17 protein-coding genes are annotated in these 18486 nt (G+C 67.5%); 6 read left to right on the forward strand and 11 right to left on the reverse strand.

Going from position 1 to position 18486, the window contains the following annotated elements:
• Positions 1-14: 14 nt before the first annotated feature.
• Entirely contained in the window at positions 15-2657 is a 2643-nt protein-coding gene (locus tag U8D42_RS07945) for a sugar epimerase family protein (protein WP_322860634.1), read from the forward strand.
• Between the two features lie 86 nt (positions 2658-2743).
• Here the strand turns inward: U8D42_RS07945 and U8D42_RS07950 are convergent, their stop codons facing one another.
• The 9 genes from U8D42_RS07950 to U8D42_RS07990 form a co-directional block, all read right to left on the reverse strand.
• Positions 2744-5329 carry a cation-translocating P-type ATPase gene (locus tag U8D42_RS07950; RefSeq protein WP_322860635.1) on the reverse strand — a complete coding sequence of 862 codons (2586 nt, stop codon included), beginning with the start codon at positions 5327-5329 and terminating at the stop codon, positions 2744-2746.
• Positions 5330-5368: 39 nt separating this feature from the next.
• Positions 5369-5515: a hypothetical protein gene (locus tag U8D42_RS07955; RefSeq protein ID WP_158089952.1), complete on the reverse strand. Its 147-nt coding sequence runs from the start codon at positions 5513-5515 to the stop codon at positions 5369-5371.
• Positions 5516-5617: 102 nt separating this feature from the next.
• Positions 5618-6052, reverse strand: a complete 435-nt coding sequence (locus tag U8D42_RS07960) for a hypothetical protein (protein ID WP_322860636.1) — start codon at positions 6050-6052, stop codon at positions 5618-5620.
• A gap of 21 nt (positions 6053-6073) precedes the next feature.
• Entirely contained in the window at positions 6074-6772 is a 699-nt protein-coding gene (locus U8D42_RS07965; RefSeq protein ID WP_090422209.1) for a hypothetical protein, read from the reverse strand.
• Positions 6769-6897: a hypothetical protein gene (locus U8D42_RS07970; RefSeq protein ID WP_276327164.1), complete on the reverse strand. Its 129-nt coding sequence runs from the start codon at positions 6895-6897 to the stop codon at positions 6769-6771. The genes U8D42_RS07965 and U8D42_RS07970 overlap by 4 nt, the downstream gene beginning before the upstream one ends.
• 14 nt (positions 6898-6911) lie before the next feature.
• Complete coding sequence (locus U8D42_RS07975) at positions 6912-7721, reverse strand: CbbQ/NirQ/NorQ/GpvN family protein (RefSeq protein ID WP_322860637.1); 810 nt, start codon at positions 7719-7721, stop codon at positions 6912-6914.
• Positions 7718-9247, reverse strand: coding sequence for a nitric oxide reductase activation protein NorD (locus U8D42_RS07980; protein WP_322860638.1), 1530 nt, complete (start codon positions 9245-9247; stop codon positions 7718-7720). The genes U8D42_RS07975 and U8D42_RS07980 overlap by 4 nt, the downstream gene beginning before the upstream one ends.
• Positions 9248-9570: 323 nt before the next feature.
• Entirely contained in the window at positions 9571-10218 is a 648-nt protein-coding gene (locus U8D42_RS07985) for a hypothetical protein (RefSeq protein ID WP_211279216.1), read from the reverse strand.
• A gap of 340 nt (positions 10219-10558) precedes the next feature.
• Positions 10559-11158: a TetR/AcrR family transcriptional regulator gene (locus U8D42_RS07990; protein ID WP_322860639.1), complete on the reverse strand. Its 600-nt coding sequence runs from the start codon at positions 11156-11158 to the stop codon at positions 10559-10561.
• 208 nt (positions 11159-11366) lie between these two features.
• Between U8D42_RS07990 and U8D42_RS07995 the strand changes: the two genes are divergently transcribed.
• A complete protein-coding gene (locus U8D42_RS07995; protein ID WP_322860640.1) occupies positions 11367-12155 on the forward strand; it encodes an SDR family NAD(P)-dependent oxidoreductase in 789 nt (262 codons plus the stop codon).
• A 64-nt stretch (positions 12156-12219) separates the two neighbouring features.
• Positions 12220-13302 carry an NAD(P)H-dependent amine dehydrogenase family protein gene (locus U8D42_RS08000; protein WP_322860641.1) on the forward strand — a complete coding sequence of 361 codons (1083 nt, stop codon included), beginning with the start codon at positions 12220-12222 and terminating at the stop codon, positions 13300-13302.
• 25 nt (positions 13303-13327) lie between these two features.
• On the opposite strand, the gene U8D42_RS08005 is transcribed toward U8D42_RS08000, so the two are convergent.
• Positions 13328-13957 carry a TetR/AcrR family transcriptional regulator gene (locus U8D42_RS08005; protein WP_322860642.1) on the reverse strand — a complete coding sequence of 210 codons (630 nt, stop codon included), beginning with the start codon at positions 13955-13957 and terminating at the stop codon, positions 13328-13330.
• Positions 13958-14049: 92 nt separating this feature from the next.
• Here U8D42_RS08005 and U8D42_RS08010 point away from each other — a divergent pair, with 92 nt between their 5' ends.
• The gene (locus U8D42_RS08010; RefSeq protein WP_322860643.1) at positions 14050-15273 is read left to right on the forward strand and encodes a cytochrome P450; all 1224 of its coding nucleotides are present in this window, start codon (positions 14050-14052) and stop codon (positions 15271-15273) included.
• The gene (locus tag U8D42_RS08015; protein WP_431523831.1) at positions 15270-16238 is read left to right on the forward strand and encodes an SDR family NAD(P)-dependent oxidoreductase; all 969 of its coding nucleotides are present in this window, start codon (positions 15270-15272) and stop codon (positions 16236-16238) included. Before U8D42_RS08010 ends, U8D42_RS08015 begins: the two co-directional genes overlap by 4 nt.
• Here U8D42_RS08015 and U8D42_RS08020 read toward each other — a convergent pair.
• Positions 16228-16896: a hypothetical protein gene (locus U8D42_RS08020; protein WP_085239875.1), complete on the reverse strand. Its 669-nt coding sequence runs from the start codon at positions 16894-16896 to the stop codon at positions 16228-16230. The genes U8D42_RS08015 and U8D42_RS08020 overlap by 11 nt on opposite strands.
• A 79-nt stretch (positions 16897-16975) precedes the next feature.
• Between U8D42_RS08020 and U8D42_RS08025 the strand changes: the two genes are divergently transcribed.
• The gene (locus U8D42_RS08025; protein ID WP_090422195.1) at positions 16976-18481 is read left to right on the forward strand and encodes a carboxylesterase/lipase family protein; all 1506 of its coding nucleotides are present in this window, start codon (positions 16976-16978) and stop codon (positions 18479-18481) included.
• Positions 18482-18486 lie beyond the last annotated feature (5 nt).

The raw sequence follows: 18486 nt of genomic DNA on the forward strand, positions 1-18486 counted from the left end.
GGCAGGGGCGCTCAGTGAGAATCGCCGTCACCGGGGCCGGCGGCGTGCTCGGCCGGGGTCTGACGTCCCGCTTGCTCAGCCAGGGCCACGACGTCGTCGGGATCTCCCGGCACCGGCCCGAAAGCTGGCCGAGTGCCGCCGAATTCGTCGCGGGCGACATCCGGGATGCCGGCGCGGTCAGCCGCGCGGTCGCCGGCGCCGACGTCGTCGCGCACTGTGCCTGGGTGAACAGCCCGGGCGCCGGGGCCCGCATCGGCGACCAGGTCAACATCGGTGGCACGGCCAACGTGCTGCACGCGATGGCCCGGACCGGTGCCGGCAGGATCGTCTTCGCGTCGTCGGCACATGTTTACGGCGGCGGAGACGCGCCGAAGACCGAGCACGACGCGAGAACGCCGGTGACTGCCGACGGACAGTACAAGGCCCGGGTCGAGCAGATGCTCGAGGAATCGGACCTGGAATGGGTCGCGATCCGCTCCGCGCTCATCCTCGGCCGAAGCGTCGACAACTGGGTGCGTCGGCTGCTGGCGCTGCCCGGCTTCCCCGACGGGTCGGCCGACCGTCTCATGCAGGTCGTCCACCTCGACGATGCGCTTCGGCTGTTCAACCGTGCGCTGGTGGACACCGAAATCGGCAGTGGCCCAGTCAACCTCGCCGCCCCCGGTGAGCTGACCTTCCGGCGGGTCGCCGCGGCGCTCGGCCGCCCCGTCGTGCGGTTGGGCTTCGAACTGGCCGAGCTGCGACTGGTGCACGGCGCCGCGTTCATGGATACCGCGCGGCTGCGCGAGCAGTGGGGATTCCGGCCCGCGTGGAGCTCCGGCGAATGTGTCGAAGACTTCGCGCTCGCGGTGCGCGGCCGGGTCACCGTGGGTAAGCGGGTGGTGTCGCTGCCATGGCGGATGGCCACCATCGCTGACCTCCCGTCGGTTGACGCGCCTTCCGAGGATGGGGTGAAACCCGAATGGGCCGGCCCGCCAGGGGATAACGGGGAATTCGACACCCCGATCGATCCGCGCTTCCCGACCTTTCTCGCGACCAATCTGTCGGAGGCGCTGCCCGGCCCGTTCTCGCCGGCGTCGGCCTCGGTGACCGTGCGGGGGCTGCGCGCTGGCGGCGTGGCCATCGCCGAGCGGCTACGCCCCGGCGGCATCGTCCAGCGTGAAATCGCCATGCGCACCGTCGCCGTCTTCGCCCACCGGCTCTACGGGGCGATCACGTCGGCGCATTTCATGGCCGAGACGGTGCCGTTCGCCAAGCCCTCGACCATCGTCAGCAACAGCGGATTCTTCGGGCCCAGCATGGCGTCGTTGCCGGTCTTCGGTGCGCAGCGTGCACGCTCCGAAACCAGTCGGATCCGCAAGCAACTGCGGACCATTCGCAACATCGGGGTGTTCGGTGTCAACCTCATCGGCCTGTCCGCCGGCGCGCCCAGGGACACCCAGGAGTTCGTTGCCGATGTTGATCGCCTCGAACTCCTGGCCGACGACGTCACCCGGCTGGACGATCGTCGGCTGCTCAGCCTGATCTCGCTGGCGCGCGACGATGTGGTGCACGGCTGGGTGCTGGCGTCGGCGTCGTTCATGCTGTGCGCCGCGTTCAACGTCCTGCTGCGCGGCGCGTGTGGGCGAGACACCGCAGCGCCGGCCGGACCGGAATTGGTCAGCGCACGATCCGTCGAGGCAATGCAGCGGTTGGTGGTTGCCGCCCAACGTGATCCGGCCGTGACAGCGCTGCTGGCCGAACCGGGAGATCGGCTGGGCAAGCTGGCGGTCGAGGCGCCGGAGTTTCACGCCGCCGTACTGGCCGAGCTGACGCTGATCGGGCATCGCGGCCCGGCCGAACTCGAGATGCTGTCGATCAGCTACGCCGACGATCCCGAGCTGCTCGTCCGGATGGTGACCAAAGCGATGAGCGCTCCTCCCGCGCCCCAGCCGCGGCGCCCCCGGATTCCGCTGCACGCCAAGCCGATTGCGCGGCTGGCCGCGCGCCAACTCCGCGACCGCGAAGTCCGTCGCGACAAGGTCGTGCGGGCCAACTGGGTGCTGCGCAACCTGATGCGCGAGTACGGGCGCAGGTTGGCCGAGGCCGGAATCCTCGGCGCCGCCGATGATGTGTTCTACCTGCTCGTCGATGAGCTCGACGCGTTGCCGACCGACGTCGGGACGGTGGTTGCCCGCCGCCGTGCCGAACAACGCCGGTTGGTCGCCGTGGTTCCGCCCACGGTGTTCAGCGGGAGCTGGCAACCAATCACGACGACGTCGGCGGCTCTCACCAGCGGGGAAACCCTGCATGGTGTCGGGGTGTGCGGCGGGAAGGTACGCGGCCGCGTGCGCATCGTGCGCCCCGAAACCATCGACGATCTGCAGCCCGGCGAGATCCTCGTCGCCGAGGTCACCGACGTCGGGTACACCGCGGCCTTCTGCTACGCCGCTGCCGTGGTGACCGAACTCGGCGGCCCGATGTCGCACGCCGCGGTGGTGGCCCGCGAATTCGGGTTCCCCTGTGTGGTCGACGTGCAGGGGGCCACCAAGTTGTTGCCGCCCGGCGCCCTGGTCGAGGTGGACGGTACCTCGGGCGAAATCCGGGTGCTCCAACTGTCCAACGGGGACAACCCGTCACCGTCGGCGAGCGACCCGGGGCCCAACGTCGCGCATTAGCGGGCTCACTTGGTGTCGCCGGCTACCGGCCGCTCACGCTCCAAACCCCGACAGCACAAGTGGTTTTCGTATGAACGCCACTACTCTCATCGGCGTGTCCGGGCGGGCCGAATCCGTCGGAAACGCTTCTGCAGGGTGTCAGCACCCAGGACCGCCGGTATGGCGAGGAGCGCGGCCAGCAGGCCGATCCACGACGGGCCGGTCTGGCCGAGAAGGTGGGCCAGGGGCGGCAGGTAAAGGAACGCCACCAGCATGCCGACCTCGGCCCCGACGGCGACCAACAGCAGCCGGTTGGCCCGCCGGCGGAGTGCCCACACTGGCCGCGTGGTGCTGCGACACGCGAAGGCGTTGGCCACCTGCCCGAATACCACGGCGGTGAACGCGGCGCCCGAGGCGGCCAGCAACGCCGAACCATGCGGGAAGGGCGCGCCCGGACGCCAGCCGAGGGCGAGCATCGCGACGACGAAGGCGACCAGTTCCGCGGCGGCCTCGGCGGGGCCCAGCACCCCGAACGCGCGACCGAACAGGGTGCGGTCGAGCAGGTGCCGGCGCGTCGGGGGCCGATCGAGAACATGCGCGCCGGCCGGCTCGGCGCCCAGGGCCAAGGCCGGCAGGACATCGGTGCCGATGTCGAGAGCCAGGACCTGCAGCACCCCGATCGCGAGGGGGAATACCCCCGCGCTGAGGGCCCAGACGACGAACGGGGCGAGCTCGGCCACGTTGTCGGTGAGGTGGTAGGTGAGGAATCGGCGCAGGTTGGCGAAGGTGGCTCGGCCCTGTTCGACCGCGGCGACGATGGTGCCGAAGTCGTCGTCGAGCAGCACCAAGTCGGCGGCCTCGCGGGCCACGTCGGTGCCGGAACGGCCCATTGCCACGCCGATCGCGGCCTCGCGCAGCGCCGGGGCGTCGTTGACGCCGTCGCCGGTCATCGCCACGACATGGCCGCGGTGACGCAACGCTTGGGCGATCCGCAGCTTGTCTTCCGGCGTGACCCGGGCGACGACGACCCCGTCGTTGTCGAGCAGCGCACCCAGCTCCGCATCGTCGCTGGGCAGATCGTGTCCCGTCACCACAAACTGGTCCGGACCCAGGAGGCCCACTTCGACGGCGATGGCCCGCGCGGTGTCGGGATGATCGCCGGTCACCATGGCCACCCGGATGCCGGCGCGACGGCAGGCGGCCAATGCGGCGGCCGCGCCCTGGCGCGGCGGGTCTTCCAGCGCAATCAGCCCCAGCAAGGTGAGGTCCCGCTCCGCGTCGGAGTCGGATTCGGGCGTTTCGCCGGTGAGCTCGCGCGCGGCGACCGCCAGCACGCGCAGGCCGCGGCGAGCCAGCGCCCGCAGGGTGTCGGTCGCTGCGGGCGGAACGGTGCAGCGCGGAAAGACCGTGTCGGGAGCACCCTTGACGAACACCATGTTCCCGGCGACCACGGACATGCGGCGCCGACGGGTGTCGAACGGAAACCTCGCCACGTCCGGGGTCCGGTGGGCATCGTCGTCGGCGTTGATGCCGACCCGGCGTGCGAAAGCATCCAGCGCCGCCTCCATGGGATCCCCGTGCGCTACCCAGCGACCGTCCTTTTCGCTCACGCGACCAGACGAGCAGCGCACGGCGACGCGGGCCAGATCCCGGAGAGCGGCCTCGCTGCCCGTGCAGTGCACCGTGGCCGTCGGCTCGTAGCCGTTGCCGTCGATGGTGGCGGTCCCGTCTGGCATCCACACCTCGACGACCGACATCTCGTTGCGGGTCAGGGTGCCCGTCTTGTCGGTGCAGATGAACGTGGTCGAGCCCAGCGTCTCCACAGCCTCCAGATCCCGCACCAGTGCGTGTCGGCCGGCCATGCGCTGCGCGCCCATCGCCAGCGACAGGGTGACGGTGGGCAGCAGACCACACGGCACCACGGCCACCGTGACTCCGACCGCGAACAGAAACCCGGCGGAGGGCGGCGTGCCGAGCAGTAGCGCGACGCCGAAGAAGACCGCTCCCACGGCCACCGCGACGGCAGCAATGAGGCGTGACACCCGGTCGAGTTCTTTGCGCAGCGGGGTCGGCGCGGGCCGCTGCGCCTGGGTCAGGCCGGCGATCCCCGCCAGCCTGGTGCGCTGTCCGGTCGCCTCGACCGTGGCCCGGCCTTCCCCTTCGACCACGAAACAACCCGCAGCCACGCTCTCACCGACCCCCGGATGCTCGGGCACACTCTCTCCGGTCAGCGCCGAGGTGTCCACCGCCAGCGCGTGCACAACGTCCAGACGTAGGTCCGCCGAGATGCGATCGCCCTCGGCGAGCAGCACCACATCACCGATCACCAAGTCTTCGACCGGTATCTGCCGGCGCACCCTGTCGCGGATGACGGTGGCGCGCCGTGGCAGGAGCTCACCCAACCGTTCCGACGCGTGCTCCGCACGTTGTTCCTGAGCGAACGCGAACAGCCCGTTGAGCACGATCACGACGAAAACCGCCAGACCCAGTTGCGGCATCCCCGCGATGAATGCCAGGCCGCCGGCCACCCAGAACAACAGCGCGAAAAAGTGCACCATCTCAGCGAGCAGCCGTCGCCAAGCCGGCATTCTGCGCGGTGCGGGCAGCCGGTTCGGACCCTCCGCGTGCAATCGTGCGGCAGCCTGCTCCGAGGTCAAGCCCAGCCGCGCCGGCGCGGATCCCGTCACGCTCACTGCACCGACCGCCCTACCGGTCCGGCCGGATGACCGCCATCACACACCGCGCCGGCGCTCGCCGGTGCGGCCGTTCAGCGGTCGCCGTCGTACCCACCCCACCGCGATGCTCACCGCGATCACGCACAAGACCGACGCCACCACCACGCCCGCAACCCCCAGAGCGATCATCTCGACCGTTCCCATGGCCCCTCCTGTCCCTCACCAAGCCAGCGAAAACGACCTGGGTTCCGGGGGATAGGGCCCAACGTCACACCCGGGATGGCAACGGGCCTGAATATCAGTCGATCACTCAGGGTGCGGGGAAGCGTGCTGTTGAGCCGCCTGGCGAGCGAGCCGCTCGTTGTGGATCCTGACCAGTTCGCGGAATCCGAGCCGGTGATACTTCGGTATCGGCTGGATGCCCCACACGTCTTGCGCGGTGGCCTTGCCCTCGGCGCCCTCCGGCGGTCCGAACGGCGGGTACGGGTACTTGCACTCCAGCGTGTCGTTGGAGTAGCGAATCTTCAGCAGCTCGCTGCAGATTTCGGTGAGGCTCAGGGTGGGGTAGCCGTAATACACGGCCATGAACGGCAACGTGAAGGCGCCTTCGATGACCAACGCCACCAGGCACACCAAAACGGCACGCTTGATCCATTTGTGCATGCGCGCGTAGTACGGCGTGGTCCCCGGCTCGAGGGCCGCGGCCGGGTCTTTTCCCTCGGTAGGCGCGGGTGCGGTCATAGCATTACTCCTTAAACCTGTTCAGTCGGAGAAGATTTCGCGGTTAACCGTGTGCAGGTACGGGATCGCCAGGAAGGGGGTGATGTAGAAGATGTCGTAGAGCCACCAGCCGACGACCGGAAACACCACCCCGGCGTAGCGGACGTCGGCGAACATGGTCATGTTGAAGACGTAGGCGGACCAGATCACCACGCCCATCCAGCAGGTGACGACCATCCACTGATGGCCCCACCGCTTCATCTGCAAGAATCCGATCGCGGCGGCCACCCGCATCGAGAACACCGTGAGGATCAGCCCCGCCACGTAAGCCTTTTCGCCGGGCCCCGCCGCGCCGCCGACCCACAGCTCGTTGTAATGCCAGAAGTAGCCGGCATCAAACATGTTGCCCCAGCCGACCATCAGCACCCGGTTGATCAGCGTGTGGTTGGCGACCAGGTCCAGGGCCCAGCCCAGGCTGTTGAGCATGCCGTCGATCAGCACCAGATAGCCGATCAGGGTGACGATCATGGGCCGGACCGAGAGGCCGGCGCGCAGGGCTTGGCGCTGCAGCCAGACCCCGCGCATGAAGACGGGAAATCCGATCAGCCCCGGCGCCCACATGCCCATCAGCGCGGCGCCGACGATCATCCATTTGTCGGCGCGGCGCTGTGCCCGGCGGGACTCGTCGTGGTGATCCTCGAGGCTGACCGGGCCGGCCGCCTGCGCGGCAACGGGATTCATAGATCCCACCACCCTCGGGCGAACGACATGTACAGCTGGACGCCGAACATCACCAGCAAGTAGCCGTAGATGAATATCTGGAAGACGATGAGCGCCCGTTTGCGCTTCTTTTCCTGTTGGTCCATGCCGGGTTCCCGTCCTAGAGCCGTGCGTGAGGGGTGTTCGTGGTGGCGAGGCTGGCCGCCGCGACTTCACGTAGACCATCGGTGACCGCGCCGTCGGTGCTCAATGGCGCGAGTATGCAGGCGTCGGCCGCATCCAATTCGGTTGCGCCGGCGGCGATCAAATGCGCGGCCGCGACCAACACCCTGGTCGACGGCGGCTCGAAGTGAAAGGCTTCGTCGGCGGTGCGGATCGCCACGGCGCAGTCGACCAGCCGCCGTGCCGTCTCGATCGGAATTCCGGCTTCGCCGACGATCACTTCGGCCTCGCGGTCGGGTGGCAGATACCTCATCGCGAGGGTGACGAACCGCTGCCGGAAGGACGGTTTGAGCTCCTTGAGCGAGCTGCGATATGCCGGGTTGTAGGAACACACCAGCATGAACTCCGCCGGCGCCGCGACGACTTCGCCGGCTCGGTCCAGGTACAGCGATCGCCGGTGATCGGTGAGCGAATGCAGGATGGCCAAGGAGTCGTGGCGAGCTTCGACGACTTCGTCGAGGTAGCAGATGGCCCCGGCCTTGACGGCCCGGGTCAGCGGGCCATCGGTCCAGATAACGTCGCCGCCCCGCACCACGAAGCGGCCGACGAGGTCGGCGCTGGTGAGATCGTCGTGGCAACTGACGGTGACGACCGGTCGCTGCAACAGCACGCCCATGTGCTCGACGAAACGGGTCTTGCCGCAACCGGTCGGGCCGGTGAGCATCACGGGCATGTGCCGGCGGAAGGCCCACTCGAACAGCTGGACTTCGTTGCCGTTGGCGAAATAGGTGTCGGCGGCGGCGTTCATGCGGCGACCAGTTCACGATGGACATGAGCCAACACCCGCGGAAGCTCCTCTACGCGTCGGATCCGTTGGGAACGTCGAGGCCCGAACACCTCGGGAAGGGGATCGACGCGGGTCGGCCCGACGCCGACGTAGTACATCGACACCCCCGCGTCCTTGGCCTCCTCGACGGCGTGCGCGGCGTCGGCCCAGGCGTACCGGCCTTCATAGCCCTCATCGGAGATCAGGCCGTCGCCGATGACGATCAGTAGCCGCCGCTCGGAGGGCTGCGCCAGGAGTCGGCTCGTCAAATGGCGTAGCGGTGCACCGAGTCTGGTGTATCCGCGGGTGGAGAGTCCGAGCCCGCTGGGAGCCACGAACCGGCGGTCCTCGAAGTCCTTCAGGCACCGGACTTCGACTCGGTGACGGGTATTGCCGGTGAATACGAAGACGCCGTGGCGTTCGCGCGCGAGCGTCATGGCGCGAGAGAGTGCGTCGGCGCAGGCCAGTTCCAGTTGAAAGATCCGGCCGCCGTGCACCCCGAGCGACGAACTACCGTCGAGCAGCACCGCCGTGGTGACGTCGCGGCTGCGGGGGAGCAACTCGCGGAACATCCTCGGTTCGTTGGCCTCGCCCGTGGCGAGGTCGATGTAGTGGTTCACGTACTGGTCGACGTCGAGGTCGGATCCGTCCTCGAGGCGGTTCGTCACCGCGCGATGGGTGTGCTCTTGGAACCACGTGCGTAGGTCAACGCCCACGGGCACCGGCTCCGGACGGCGGGGGTGCCGGGCGTCGGCACGCTCGATGACGGCGACGTGGTCCCGCAGGAACCGCTGAGTCCAGATGTTCCATTCGGGATACGGGATTCCGGGCCGATGTTCGGGCGTGACGTCGAGATCGTTGTCCTGCGGCCGGCTCGGGGGCGGGAGGTTGGGGTTGGCGACGCCCCCGTCGCCGCCGACGGGAACCGAGTACGGCCGCGGGAGGCGCTTTTGCGTTGTCGTCCAAGGCATCCTGCCGAAGCTTCGTCGCAACCTGTCGGCCACGCCCTGCGGCATCGTGTACGCCGGTGGCAGATCGCCCAGCAGGGGAGGAATCGCCAGCGCCCGCTGCGTGGCCGCCACCGCGACTGCCCGGTTGAGCATCTGTTCGGCTGTCAGATCGCCGGGTTCGGGATGGATTTCCGGGAGTTGCCGCTGCAGCTCGGGGAGCAGACCCGGCCACCGGGACGCTATCCAGCCGAACGCGACGCCGGCCTCGACGAGCGTCAACGCACGCAATTCCCTGGCGGTGAGCTCGTTCAGGCGATATTCGGTGATGCGTTCCTTGGACGGCGAACACTGCAGGGCCACACCGCATGTCAGGGTTCTGCGGGTCCAATCGGGCGGCGCGGGGTAGGGGACATGGACGAATGTGAGCGCTGAGTTCAACCCGAATACACGGCGCTCTCCGGTGAGGAGCCGGGCGCCCTCGCGGCGTTGGTCGCTGAGCGCGACGGCCGTGACGGAGCAACTCCGCTCCAGCGCCATCGCGCGGGAATCTTCAGCCATCGGACCGAACCCCTGCGTTCCGGCGGCCCGGTCCGGTGTTCAGAACGTGCCGATGTTGGAGAACAGCCAATACCAGAACCAGATGATCAGCCCGGTGCCGCCCCATGCAGCGACATAGCGAAGGATCTCCCACAGATAGTCCACGACTTGCCCTCCTTGGTGACGCGCACTTGGCCACGCGCTGTGCGAATCCGACTTGTGGTCTGTCCCGCCCAACAGGGCGTCGACATACTCTCTGAGACAACGAGATTCCGCCGGGTTGATCGGCTGGGCGGCCGGTCATCGGCTGGCGGGAAGGGGCAGCGAACAGTTTCTCCCGCATTTCAGTCGGCGAAGAGTTCGCGGTTGACGGTGTGCAGATAGGGGATGGCCAGGAAGGGGGTGATGTAGAAGATGTCGTAGAGCCACCAGCCGACCACCGGCAACACGACCCCTGCGAAGCGCACGTCGGCGAACATGGTCATGTTGAAGACGTAGCCGATCCAGATCACCACGCCCATCCAGCAGGTGACGACCATCCACTGATGGCCCCACCGCTTCATCTGCAGAAAGCCGATGGCCGCGGCGATGCGCATCGTGAACACCGTCAGGATCAGCCCGACTTCCCAGGCTTTTTCACCGGGGCCCGCAGCGCCGCCGACCCACAGTTCGTTGTAGTGCCAGAAGTAACCGGCGTCGAACATGTTGCCCCAGCCGTTGAGCAGCACGCGGGCCAGCAGCGTGTGGTTTGCCACCAGGTCGAGCGCCCAGCCCACGGTATTGATGGCGGCGTCGATGATGACCAGATAGCCCAGCAACGTGACCAGCATCGGCCGCACGGAGAGGCCATCTCGTAGGGCCCGGCGCAGCAACCGGACTCCCCAGAGAAAAAGCGGCAAGCCGAAGACGCCCAGGGCCGCGGTGCCGATCAGGAGGCTGCCGGAGATGAGCCATTTGTCGGCCTGACGCTGCGCCGCATGCGACCGTTCCATGTGCTCGTCGATCGTCAGACCCGTTGCGGCAGCGGCGGCGCCGTCGCGTGAACGGTCGGCTGTGCCAACGCCCGCATTGCGCTGGTGCAGCTTCGGCGGATTCACGGACCCCTCCCCGTCATCAACGCTGATTGGATCGGCGTGAGCACTATAACAGGCTGACTGCAGTCAGCAGAAGATGTCGAGTTGGTCGTTCCGCATTGAGGACCGGCTCTTGCACGTCGTTGTGCTTATGCGGTGGTCATGCGCCATAACGCTGAGTACGGCCCACAAGCCGGCCGTACGCGTCGGCTCGCCGGAGGAAAACTGCTGACAGCAGTCAGAGCCCGGGGACGGTCCGTCAGGGCTGCAGGCTGCGCAATGTCCTCGCAACGTAGTCTTCGAGCAAGGTGTGACCGCCGGGCCAATGGTTGGTGGTGACCAACAGGGCGTAGAGGCCCAGCAGGAAGAACACCGCGCTGTTCATCGGATTGACGTCCGGATCGGTCTCGCCGCGGTCTTGAGCCTGCGCGATCTCTTGGGCGACCAAGACGATCAAGGGATGATCCCGCCCATCCTCGGACTGCGGCCGGGTTTGGGAGAAGTGCAGCGCGAGAAAGTCATTGAAGAGCAGATCACCCAGGCGGCGCTCCAAGCCGACCACCAGGCGGACCGCCTCCCGCAATGCGGAAGCGAGATCGTGCTTGGATTTCAGGAATTGGGCGAACTGCTTGGCGATCCGGTCCTCTTCACGGCGTTCCAGCTCCAGCAGCACGTGCTCCTTGGTGGGGAAGTGGAAGAAGAAGGTGCCGTGGGCGACTCCGGCCGCGGCCACGATGGCGCTGACGTCGGCCTCAGCCATGCCGGCGCGGGCGAATTCGGCGATCGCGGCGCCCATTAAGCGCTCCCTCGTCTGCAGGCGCTTCGCTTCCCGTGCCGACAGCCGGTCCGTCACTGCCATTTCGTCCTCACCGTTGACCTGACTCGTGCGAGCCGTTGCAGGCTAGGCCCATCATTATGCCGCCTTCTCGGCAAAACAGCTTGCATTGTCTTGTCTTTGTGAAGGCACGCTCATCGCCGAAAACTCTCGTCACCCGAAATCGTTGACTTTAGTCAGCATAATTCTTAAATTGAACCGCGCCCGCCACGCACGATCGAAGGAGCCCGGCATGGCACTGGAGCAGTTCCGGCTGGATGGACTAGTCGCGATCGTCACGGGTTCAGGCAAGGGCGTCGGCGCAGGCATTGCCCGGGTATTGGCGGAGGCCGGAGCCACGGTGGTCGGCACCGCCCGCACCGAGGCGGATATCGTGGGCACGATCGAGCGTATCGAGGCCGCGGGCGGCAAGGGGCTGGCGCTCGTCGCGGACGCGATGAGCCGTCCGGACGGAGAGCGGGTCGTGAACACGGCGATGGACCGCTTCGGCCGCATCGACATTCTCGTCAACAACGTCGGGGGCTCGACCTACGCGCGGTTTCTCGACATCACCGACGAGGATTTCCGGCACACCTTCGACTGGTGCGTGACCTCCGCCTTCATCATGAGCCAGCTGGTGGCCCCCCACATGCTCAGTGCGGGGGGCGGTTCCATCATCAACATCTCGTCGGGCTCGGCGCGGTTCGGCATCCGGGCACTGGCCGCGTATTGCGTTGCCAAGGGCGGGCTGGAAGCGCTTACCCGCGCGATGGCACAGGAACTCGCGCCGAAGATTCGTGTCAACGCCATCGCCCTGGGGTCATTCGCCACCGACGGCCTGAAGGGCAGCCTGGATTTGATGCCAGGGTCGTTGGAGAAGATGCTGGAGGCCACGCCGCTGCACCGGCTGGGTGACGTCGAGGATCTCGGGCGGCTCGCGGTGTATCTGTGCACTCGGGATTGTTATGCGACCAACGCCACCTTCCACATCGACGGCGGCATCGACTCCAACAATTCGCCGCTGCCGATACCCGATTACTGACCCGCCCCGCGACCGGACGCGCGATGATGGGCCATCACCCGCCGTTGGAAGGACTAGGGCAACCGTGCGCAGAGTCATTCAATTCTCCACCGGCAATGTGGGCCGGCATTCGTTGCGGGCCATCATCGGCAGGCCGGACCTCGAACTGGTCGGCGTGCACGCCGCAAGCCCGGAGAAGGTCGGTCAGGACGCGGCGCGGCTGTGCGGCCTGGACGAACCGACCGGCGTCGTTGCCACCGACGACATCGACGCGCTGGTGGCCCTCGCCGCTGACTGCGTGGTTTACACGTCTCAGGGCGAAACTCGGCCGATGGAAGCCATTGAACAGATGGCCGCGTTCCTTGCTGCGGGCACCAATGTCGTCGGCACGTCGATGGTGTGGCTGGTAACGCCGCGCCATGCCGAGGATTGGTTGCGCGAGCCGTTGGCACAGGCCTGTGCGGCCGGTAACACTTCGCTTTACGTCAACGGCATCGACCCCGGTTTCTCCGGCGATACGTTGGTGCACTCGGCGGCCAGCCTGACCGCCCGGATCGATTCGATCACGGTGCAGGAGATCTTCGATTACGGGAACTATGACGATGCCGAGTTCACCGGTGCTGCAATGGGCTTCGGAACCACGGCCGACGACGACTCCCCGATGATGTTTCTGCCGGGAGTGATCGTGTCGATGTGGGGAGGTCAGGTCCGTGGCCTGGCGGACCATCTCGGCATCAAACTCGACAACGTGCGCCAACGCGTCGAGCCCTGGTACACGCCGGAGCGCATCGAATGCACGATGATGACGGTGGAGCCGGGGCAGATGGCCGCGGTGCGGTTTGCCACGGAGGGGGTGCTCGGTGGTGAGCCGGTGATCACGCTCGAGCACGTGACCAGACTTACCCAGGCGGCGGCGCCCGACTGGGAGTTCCCGCCCGAGGGGCACACCGGCGTACACCGCGTCGTCGTGGAGGGCGAACCCCGGGTGGAAATCAACACCCACGTTTCCCATCCGGTGCTGGATTCCACGGACGCCGGCTGCATCGCCACGGCGGCACGGGCCGTCAATGCCATCGACTGGGTGTGCCGCGCGCCGCAAGGACTGATCGGCGTGGAAGACATCCCGCCGTCCGCGGCGATGCGGGGCCTGATGTGGCGCGAGCAGTAGCCGCGATGACCACCAGCCGAATCACCTACAGTGGCCAGCTATTCGGCTCTGTGGTGTAACGCAGGGCCGCGGCGGGAGGCAGCGGCCGCCGTTCGTTGACCGATATCGCATCGACTACGAGGGCGACGTAACGTCGCCAGCCGCCGCTGCCCTCATCCATGGTCGACAGCACGCTATAGAGCATCGCGACCAGGCGGGGCAGGTCATCGGTGACCAGGTCGGCACGGATGCTGCCGGCAAGCTGACCTTTGCGGAGGAGGTCGCCCAGCGCTTCGTTGAGTGCAACCGAGATATCGGCCGAAAGCGCCCCCGACCGGTGCGCGGCCGTCAACAGGTTGTGTTCGCGGGCCCCCAGGGAGATCGCTGCTTCGATCAGTTGGGTGAGGCCGCTCAGCGGATCCTTGGCGTGGCGGGCCGTGTGGATCACCGGCGTGAGGTCCTCGGCGATGCTTTGATCCAGGGCGGCCCGAACCAGGTCGGCCTTCGCCGGGAACCTGCGGTAGAGGGTTCGCTCACCGACGCCGGCCCGCCGCGCGACCGCCTCCACCGGCGCATCGGGCCCCAACTCGCCGTAGACCTCGCGTGCCGCGCGCAGAATGCGCTCGACGTTGCGTGCCGCGTCCGCCCGCAACGGCCGGTCCTCAACCGCGGTCATGCTGACAGCCTAACTGACAGTTGACTGCCAACAAGGGGAGCTTTACGCTCTACAACTGGCAGGTACCTGACACTTAATGGGAAAGATGGCTGATGTCAATATCTTTCGAGGCTTCCGAATCGAGCCCTGAAGCGGATCTTCCTGTGTTGCCCGTCCCGCGGCCGACGCATTGCCCGCTCGCGGCCCCGCCCGCGTTCGCGGAGTGGCGTGAACAGCCCGGCCTGCGCCGGGCGATGTTCCAGGGCAACCCGGTCTGGGTGATCAGCCGCTACCACGACATCAGGGCCGCGCTGGTCGATCCGCGCTTGTCCGCGAAGACCATTCCGGATTCGATCCTCCCGACCGATGCCGACAACAAGGTCGCGGTGATGTTCGCGCGGATTGACGATCCCGAGCATCACCGGTTGCGGCGCATGATGACGAGCAACTTCACCTTCCGGCGTTGCGAATCGATGCGGCCGCACATTCAGGACATGGTCGACCACTATCTCGGCCAGATGATCGCCAACGGTGCGCCGGCCGATCTGGTGCGTGAATTCGCCTTACCCGTGCCGTCAATGGTGATCGCGCTGCTGCTCGGGGTGCCGCCCGAAGACCTCGAAATCTTCCAGCACAACACCACGAGGGGGCTTGACCAGAAATCTACCGACGAGGAAAAGGGCCAGGCGTTCGGGGCCATGTACGCCTACATCGAGGAGCTGGTGGAACGCAAAGCCCGTGAACCCGGCGACGACTTGATCAGCCACCTGCTCACCGAATACGTGGCAAAAGGCCAACTGGACCACACGACCACGGCCATGAACAGCGTGATCATGATGCAGGCGGGCCACGAGACCACCGCCAACATGATCTCGTTGGGAACGGTTGCGCTGCTGGAACACCCCGACGTGTTCGAGCGACTCGGGCAGACGGACGACCCGGCGGTCATCGCGAACACCGTCGAAGAGCTCATGCGCTACCTCACCATCGTGCACAGCCAGGTCGATCGCGTGGCGGCCGAAGATCTGATGATCGGTGGTCAGCTGATTCGCGCCGGGGAGTACGTCATGATGAACCTGCTCGCCGGGAACTGGGACGCCGAATTCGCCGACAACCCCGAATCCTTCGACGCCGATCGAAACACGCGCGGGCACTTGGGCTTCGGTTACGGCGTGCATCAATGCATCGGAGCGAACCTGGCCCGCGTCGAGATGCAGGTCGCGTTCGCCACGCTGGCCCGCCGACTACCCGGGCTCAAACTCGCGGTGCCGCCGGAGGAATTGAGGTTCAAAGAGGCCCACATCTACGGCATGAAGGAACTTCCGGTGACCTGGTGAAGGCGATGAGGTTCGACGGGCAGGTCGCCGTGATCACCGGCGCGGGCGGCGGCCTGGGTAGGCATTACGCACTGCTGCTGGCCTCCCGTGGCGCGCGCGTCGTGGTCAACGACATCGGCGGATCGGTGGCTGGAAGTGGCGCCGACATCGAGCCCGCGAGCGTCACCGCGGCCGAGATCCGCCGGCAAGGCGGCGAGGCTGTCGCCGACGGTCACAGCGTGACCAGTCCGGAAGGCGCAGCGGCGATTATCGACACCGCCCTGCGCACCTGGGGGCGGGTGGACATCCTGATCAACAACGCGGGCATCGTCGGCGACGCGCCGTTCGAAGACATGACCGCGGATCGGCTCGAACCCCTCCTCGAGGTCCACCTGAACGGCGCGTTCTACGTCACCAGGCCAGCCTGGAAAGTCATGTGCGAGCAGAGGTATGGTCGCATCCTGAACACCTGCTCGGCCGCCGGAATCCTTGGCGCCGAAGGCATGAGCAACTACGGAGCGGCCAAGACCGGCTTGATCGGTTTGACCCGCGTGCTGGCCGCCGAAGGGGCCGAGCACGGCATCAAGGTCAATGCCATTGCGCCGATCGCCTACACGCGGATGCTGACGCACTCGCTCGAGAGCGTGGGCCAGCAGGATGCCCCCGCTGCGCGGGCGGTACTGGATGATCTTGTGGGCCAATACCTTCAGCGGCTGGACCCCGCGCGGGTCGCGCCAGTTGCGGCCTTCCTGACGCACCGGGATTGCCCGGTCTCCGGAGAGATCTACACGGCGGGCGCCGGACACGTCGCGCGCTTCTTCATCGGCAGGACAACGGGCTTCTATGACCCGGAGCTGTCGATCGAGGATGTGCGTGATCATCTCGACGAGGTCCGCGACGAGGCCGGCTACACGGTTCCCCGCGGTCCGGGCGAGGAGATGGCTGAGCTGTTCGCGACCATCGCCGACCGGACACTCAGCAGGTGAACGCCGTGCCGACGCCGTCCGGGGCGGGCGCCGGCCGTAGACAGCCGAACGGCTCGATGCCCGCGGGACTGAATCGTGCCGCCGACTGGTGCGCGTAGTTCACGCAATACAGCCCGGTCGGATCGGCACGGCAGCGGTCGTCGCCGAATGACAACGAATCGCCGCCGGCCAGCTCGGGCCCGTTGCCGTTGATGAACGGACCGGGGTCTCCGCGCGACGCGCCGACCTGGAGGTTCACGCCGTCGAAGGTCACCCAGCCGCCCTGCCAGTCGCCGTAGGACGTCGGCGGGGCCGGCGGCGGATTGGTCAGGCTCACCAGGCACAGCAGGGCGGCACCAGTGTGCTTGGAGTCCGTCAGGCAGGAGACTTTGCCCCCTGCCGCCGTGAAGGCGATGTCGTCACCAAGCGCGGTGGTGGCGCCGTCGCGGACCGCGTTGTGAAAGTGACCCGGATCCGCGGGATGGGCCGCCTCGATCCAGGCGATCACCGCGGAGATCGGTGCCCCGGCCTGCGGCGCCGCCGAGGGGGCCGGCGGTGTGCCTGCGGGGGCAGTGGCCGAAGCGCCCCCGGATGTCCGAGTGTGCTGTGCCTGGCCGCCGACCGTGTGGGAACACCCGGCGACCAGTAACGACGCTGCCAGCAGCGCGGCAATCCGCATCCAGTCAGGCTAACCGCCACGCGGTGAAAATAAGGCGCTGCGCGCGCGTTACGCCCGTCATGTCCGCTAACGTCGGGTTATGCACCAGCGCACTGTGCGCGCACGCACGACGATCGGCACCGTGGAAGGCTTCACCCGCGACGGTGTCCACCGCTGGCGATCCATTCCCTACGCGCGGCCACCGGTCGGGCCCCTGCGGTTACGGGCCCCCCAGCCGGCGCAACCGTGGTCGGGTGTGCGGCATTGCCACGGCTTCGCCAACTGTGCACCCCAGCAGCGGCGCTACACCATGCTCGGGGTGGGCCGTTACCAGCCGATGGGGGAGGACTGCCTCACGCTGAACGTCGTCACCCCCGAGGCGCCGGCCGAACACCCGCTGCCCGTCATGGTTTTCATTCATGGCGGTGGCTACATACTGGGCAGCTCGGCCACGCCGCTGTACGACGGAGCGGCGCTGGCGCGCCGCGGGTGTGTGTACGTATCGGTGAACTACCGGCTCGGCGCGCTGGGTTGCCTGGACCTGTCGTCGCTTTCGACCCCCGACATCACCATCGACGGCAACCTGTTCCTGCGCGACCTGGTGATGGCGCTGCGCTGGGTGAAAGACAACATCTCCGCGTTCGGCGGTGACCCGGACAAGGTCACGATCTTCGGGGAAAGCGCCGGGGCGCACATCACCGCCACCCTGTTGGCGGTGCCGGCCGCCGAAGGGTTGTTCGCCCGCGCCATCGCGGAAAGCCCCGCCTCCGGAATGGTTCGGTCGCGAGAGACGGCCGCGGAATTCGCGACGCGATTCGCCGCGATCCTGGGCGCTCGTCCGCAGGACGCCGCGGAGGCGCTGATGCAGGCGTCCCCGGCGCAACTGGTGGACGCCCAGCATCGGCTGATCGACCAGGGCATGGAGGACAGGCTCGGCGCCTTCCCGATCGGCCCGGTCGCCGGTGACGACGTCGTGCCGCTCGATCCCGTCGAGGCGATGCGGGCCGGTAGCGCGCACCGGGTCCCGCTCATCGTGGGCACCAACGCCGAAGAGGGCCGCCTGTTCACCCGCTTCCTCAAGATGCTGCCGACCAATCAGGCGATGATCGAGGAGCTGCTGGCCGACACGGAACCGGCTGCTCGCGAACGCATCACCGCCGCCTACCCCGATTACCCCGCGCCCTCGGCGTGCATCCAGCTCGGCGGTGACTTCGCGTTCGGCTCGGCGGCCTGGCAGATCGCCGAGGCGCACAGCGCCCACGCGCCCACCTACCTGTACCGGTACGACTACGCGCCACGCACGCTGCGCTGGTCGGGCCTGGGCGCCACCCACGCCACCGAGTTGCTGGCCGTCTTCGACGTCTACCGCACCCGATTCGGCGCGCTGTTGACCGCCGCCGCCGATCGCCGCGCCGCGCTGCGGGTCAGTAACCAGGTACAACGGCGGTGGCGGGCCTTCAGCCACTCCGGTGCGCCGGGCGACGACTGGCCCACCTACACCACCGCCGACCGTGCCGTGATGGTCTTCGACCGCAGGAGCCGCGTCGAGTTCGATCCACATCCGCACCGCCGGATTGCCTGGGATGGCTTCTCCCTGGCGCGGTGACCTGG

The sequence above is a fragment of the Mycobacterium europaeum genome (genome assembly GCF_034555895.2).
GTDB classification, from domain to species: Bacteria; Actinomycetota; Actinomycetes; order Mycobacteriales; family Mycobacteriaceae; genus Mycobacterium; species Mycobacterium europaeum.

Excerpts from the sequence above, each read along its gene's own strand:
- U8D42_RS07995 (WP_322860640.1), top strand. The coding sequence starts at position 11,367 with ATGGCACTGGAGCAGTTCCGGCTGGATGGACTAGTCGCGATCGTCACG.
- U8D42_RS08025 (WP_090422195.1), top strand. The coding sequence starts at position 16,976 with ATGCACCAGCGCACTGTGCGCGCACGCACGACGATCGGCACCGTGGAA.
- U8D42_RS07960 (WP_322860636.1), bottom strand. The coding sequence starts at position 6,052 with ATGACCGCACCCGCGCCTACCGAGGGAAAAGACCCGGCCGCGGCCCTC.
- U8D42_RS07990 (WP_322860639.1), bottom strand. The coding sequence starts at position 11,158 with ATGGCAGTGACGGACCGGCTGTCGGCACGGGAAGCGAAGCGCCTGCAG.
- U8D42_RS07985 (WP_211279216.1), bottom strand. The coding sequence starts at position 10,218 with ATGGAACGGTCGCATGCGGCGCAGCGTCAGGCCGACAAATGGCTCATC.
- U8D42_RS07980 (WP_322860638.1), bottom strand. The coding sequence starts at position 9,247 with ATGGCTGAAGATTCCCGCGCGATGGCGCTGGAGCGGAGTTGCTCCGTC.
- U8D42_RS07965 (WP_090422209.1), bottom strand. The coding sequence starts at position 6,772 with ATGAATCCCGTTGCCGCGCAGGCGGCCGGCCCGGTCAGCCTCGAGGAT.
- U8D42_RS08010 (WP_322860643.1), top strand. The coding sequence starts at position 14,050 with ATGTCAATATCTTTCGAGGCTTCCGAATCGAGCCCTGAAGCGGATCTT.
- U8D42_RS08020 (WP_085239875.1), bottom strand. The coding sequence starts at position 16,896 with ATGCGGATTGCCGCGCTGCTGGCAGCGTCGTTACTGGTCGCCGGGTGT.
- U8D42_RS07970 (WP_276327164.1), bottom strand. The coding sequence starts at position 6,897 with ATGGACCAACAGGAAAAGAAGCGCAAACGGGCGCTCATCGTCTTCCAG.
- U8D42_RS08005 (WP_322860642.1), bottom strand. The coding sequence starts at position 13,957 with ATGACCGCGGTTGAGGACCGGCCGTTGCGGGCGGACGCGGCACGCAAC.
- U8D42_RS07975 (WP_322860637.1), bottom strand. The coding sequence starts at position 7,721 with ATGAACGCCGCCGCCGACACCTATTTCGCCAACGGCAACGAAGTCCAG.
- U8D42_RS07955 (WP_158089952.1), bottom strand. The coding sequence starts at position 5,515 with ATGGGAACGGTCGAGATGATCGCTCTGGGGGTTGCGGGCGTGGTGGTG.